This is a genomic window from Rhodoferax sp. (genome assembly GCF_039922535.1).
Classification (GTDB): domain Bacteria; phylum Pseudomonadota; class Gammaproteobacteria; order Burkholderiales; family Burkholderiaceae_C; genus Rhodoferax_B.
In genome coordinates this window covers 1-2234 of the sequence record NZ_JBDTEM010000338.1, presented here as the reverse complement: position 1 = coordinate 2234, position 2234 = coordinate 1, and the positions used below count along the sequence as shown (strand labels likewise).

4 protein-coding genes and 1 tRNA gene are annotated in these 2234 nt (G+C 56.7%); 2 read left to right on the top strand and 3 right to left on the bottom strand.

What is annotated here, in order from left to right:
* The coding region (locus ABI213_RS16090) for a TolC family protein (RefSeq protein ID WP_348027842.1) at positions 1 to 208 on the top strand (208 nt) is incomplete at its 5' end.
* Positions 209 to 225: 17 nt separating this feature from the next.
* Here ABI213_RS16090 and ABI213_RS16085 read toward each other — a convergent pair.
* Positions 226 to 861: a DUF6806 family protein gene (locus ABI213_RS16085; protein WP_348008171.1), complete on the bottom strand. Its 636-nt coding sequence runs from the start codon at positions 859 to 861 to the stop codon at positions 226 to 228.
* 387 nt (positions 862 to 1248) lie between these two features.
* Here ABI213_RS16085 and ABI213_RS16080 point away from each other — a divergent pair, with 387 nt between their 5' ends.
* Positions 1249 to 1581 carry a hypothetical protein gene (locus tag ABI213_RS16080; protein ID WP_348027840.1) on the top strand — a complete coding sequence of 111 codons (333 nt, stop codon included), beginning with the start codon at positions 1249 to 1251 and terminating at the stop codon, positions 1579 to 1581.
* A gap of 11 nt (positions 1582 to 1592) precedes the next feature.
* On the opposite strand, the gene ABI213_RS16075 is transcribed toward ABI213_RS16080, so the two are convergent.
* Together ABI213_RS16075 and ABI213_RS16070 are read right to left on the bottom strand one after the other, a co-directional pair.
* On the bottom strand, positions 1593 to 1814 hold the full coding sequence (locus ABI213_RS16075; RefSeq protein ID WP_348008169.1) for a hypothetical protein: 222 nt from the start codon (positions 1812 to 1814) through the stop codon (positions 1593 to 1595).
* A 47-nt stretch (positions 1815 to 1861) separates the two neighbouring features.
* Positions 1862 to 1946, bottom strand: a tRNA-Leu gene (locus tag ABI213_RS16070).
* Between the last annotated feature and the right edge of the window lie 288 nt (positions 1947 to 2234).

Genomic DNA, 2234 nt, shown 5'->3' with positions numbered 1-2234 from the left:
GCAAACTGAAGCCCTGGCGGCCGCCAACCGGTCTTTGGAGATTGTGAAAAACCAATACCAGAGCGGTACGGTGAGCTATTTGAACGTGGTGGTGGCGCAGGCCACGGCGCTGTCTAGCGAACGCAGCTTGCTGGACGTGCAAAACCGCCGTTTGGCGGCAACCAACCAGCTACTTAAAAATATTGCGGGGCGCTGGGACGCGCCCTAATGTCGCGTTAGTAATGATCAATGCAGGTGGCGTGGGCGGCGACCACCGCCACCGTGCCCACCGGCACCGCCCGAGCCGCCAGGGCCACGCGGCGGTTTGCCCAGCTCCAGCGAATTCACCAGGGCATCGAAGCGCTGGGTGAACAGCACGTCGATTTCGCGCACGATGCCGTTGAGTTCGGACGCATCAAAGTGGCGCTCCATCATGTTGATGACATCCTGCACTAGCAGATCGCGCTGCACCTGCATGATGGCCGCGGGCGTGGGGCCCACGAACAGCATCATGAAGTCGTCGCGTGAATCGTCGGTGGCTTCTTCGTCTTCTTCGTCAAAGTCGGTGTCGTAGAAGGTGATTTCGATGGACGCACCGCGTTCGGCCAGCTCGTTCAGGCTCATGCACATCTCGTCCAGTGCCTGCTTGAAATCCTCGTCGCCCGGCACCGTCCAGCACATTTGCAGCATGTGTTCGGGCGCGTCGAACTGGATGCCCGGCTCTTCTTCATAGGCGCTGCCCGCGGCATCGGCCAGGGACTTGGCCCCCGCATATTTCCACAACGGCTTGAGCGCGTCCTGGATCTGGTTGAACGTCACGTCGGTGCGCAGCGGCACTTGGCCATGCACATGGATTTCAAAGGGGGCGTTGTAACGGGGCATAGGGAGATATTAGGCGCTTTTGAGAGGGTTGAAAACCAGCGCTCGGACCAGAGCCACAAAACCTATGGGAATCATCCAAAAGAAAAGTGCCTCCGTCGGTGGTGGATTCGAGACGATAAGATTTTACGTGCACTGGCAGCGGGGGATGAACAAGGCTGGTGCGACCGGTGCACCGTGCATCCAGTTTATTAATTTTCAAGATTTAAGCCGTTTGCGAAGACCCTGCCTGCACGGGCAGCTATCAATTTACAAGCAGGCCAATCTAAAAGCCGCCGTCGCAAAAAAATCGTTGCAGAAGCGGTTCCCGCGTACCTACCGATGCGCGCTTGTCCTACAGCGATCATTCCCGAAATTGGGTGCAATAGGCCCCTGTCTACGGAGCAAGCCATGTCCTTGATTCTTTTGAGAAAACTGTCCCTGCAAAAAGGCCACACCTACCTGTCCGATCCGGCTGAAATCGATGGAGCGATCGACCTCAAATGCGCGGGTTGGATCGATGCGGAAGTCGGGCCTTTTGTAAAGGGTGCCCAACCGCCCAAACCGCCTCTTTTTGCCATCGTGCGCGGCTTGACCCCAGAAGGATGGGATGAACTGGAAAGGTTGGACCGGCATGATGACGCTCCTGCATCTAACTGGGACCAACTGGTCAGCTTTACCAAAAGCAAGCTGCCGCATTTCAAATCCCGGGACGGCAGCAATAACGCCTCCTTCCGAGGCTGATATAGCCCCGCTTAATGCGCCAGAGCTGCCACTAGCTGGTCGGCCGCCTGCACCGCCTCGGCACGTGTGGGCCAGCTCTTGTCGCCGTCGCTCAAGGGCGGTAAACCTTCCACATGGATAAGCTCTATCGACCACGGCCCGTCAGCAAAATGGCATAGCTTGGCCATGTAGTGGCGGCCATTGGCCACACCAGGCACGTATTCTTCTTGGGGTTCGGGTTTGTCGTGTTCCATGGGATTTGGGGCAAATCCAGCATTATCGCCACGCGAAAATGCAAAATTGGTGGCTCGGACCGGAATCGAACCGGTACGACTTGCGTCGGCAGATTTTAAGTCTGCTGTGGCTACCAATTACACCACCGAGCCTGCTGCATCAACCTGGGCATGTTGAAACAAAACAGCCCCGGCAACACAGTGGTTGACAGGGCCGGGACCAGAGGATTGGGCCTCTTTTTTGTCTCGCCTTGGCTAAAAAGCAGCCGCATTGTAACCCGCGGGAATAGCTGTTTTCAGAGGGAAGGCATGGTGCTGGCTGCGGCACTGCATAAAAACAAACGGGCATAAAAAAAGGAAGCCTAAGCTTCCTTTTTTGCCAATTTGGAGCGGGAGAAGAGTCTCGAACTCTCGACCTCAACCTTGGCAAGGTTGCGCTCT

What these genes read in the sequence shown, in the direction of transcription:
- ABI213_RS16085 (WP_348008171.1), bottom strand. Translation starts at nt 861, where the DNA reads ATGCCCCGTTACAACGCCCCCTTTGAAATCCATGTGCATGGCCAAGTG.
- ABI213_RS16080 (WP_348027840.1), top strand. Translation starts at nt 1,249, where the DNA reads ATGTCCTTGATTCTTTTGAGAAAACTGTCCCTGCAAAAAGGCCACACC.
- ABI213_RS16075 (WP_348008169.1), bottom strand. Translation starts at nt 1,814, where the DNA reads ATGGAACACGACAAACCCGAACCCCAAGAAGAATACGTGCCTGGTGTG.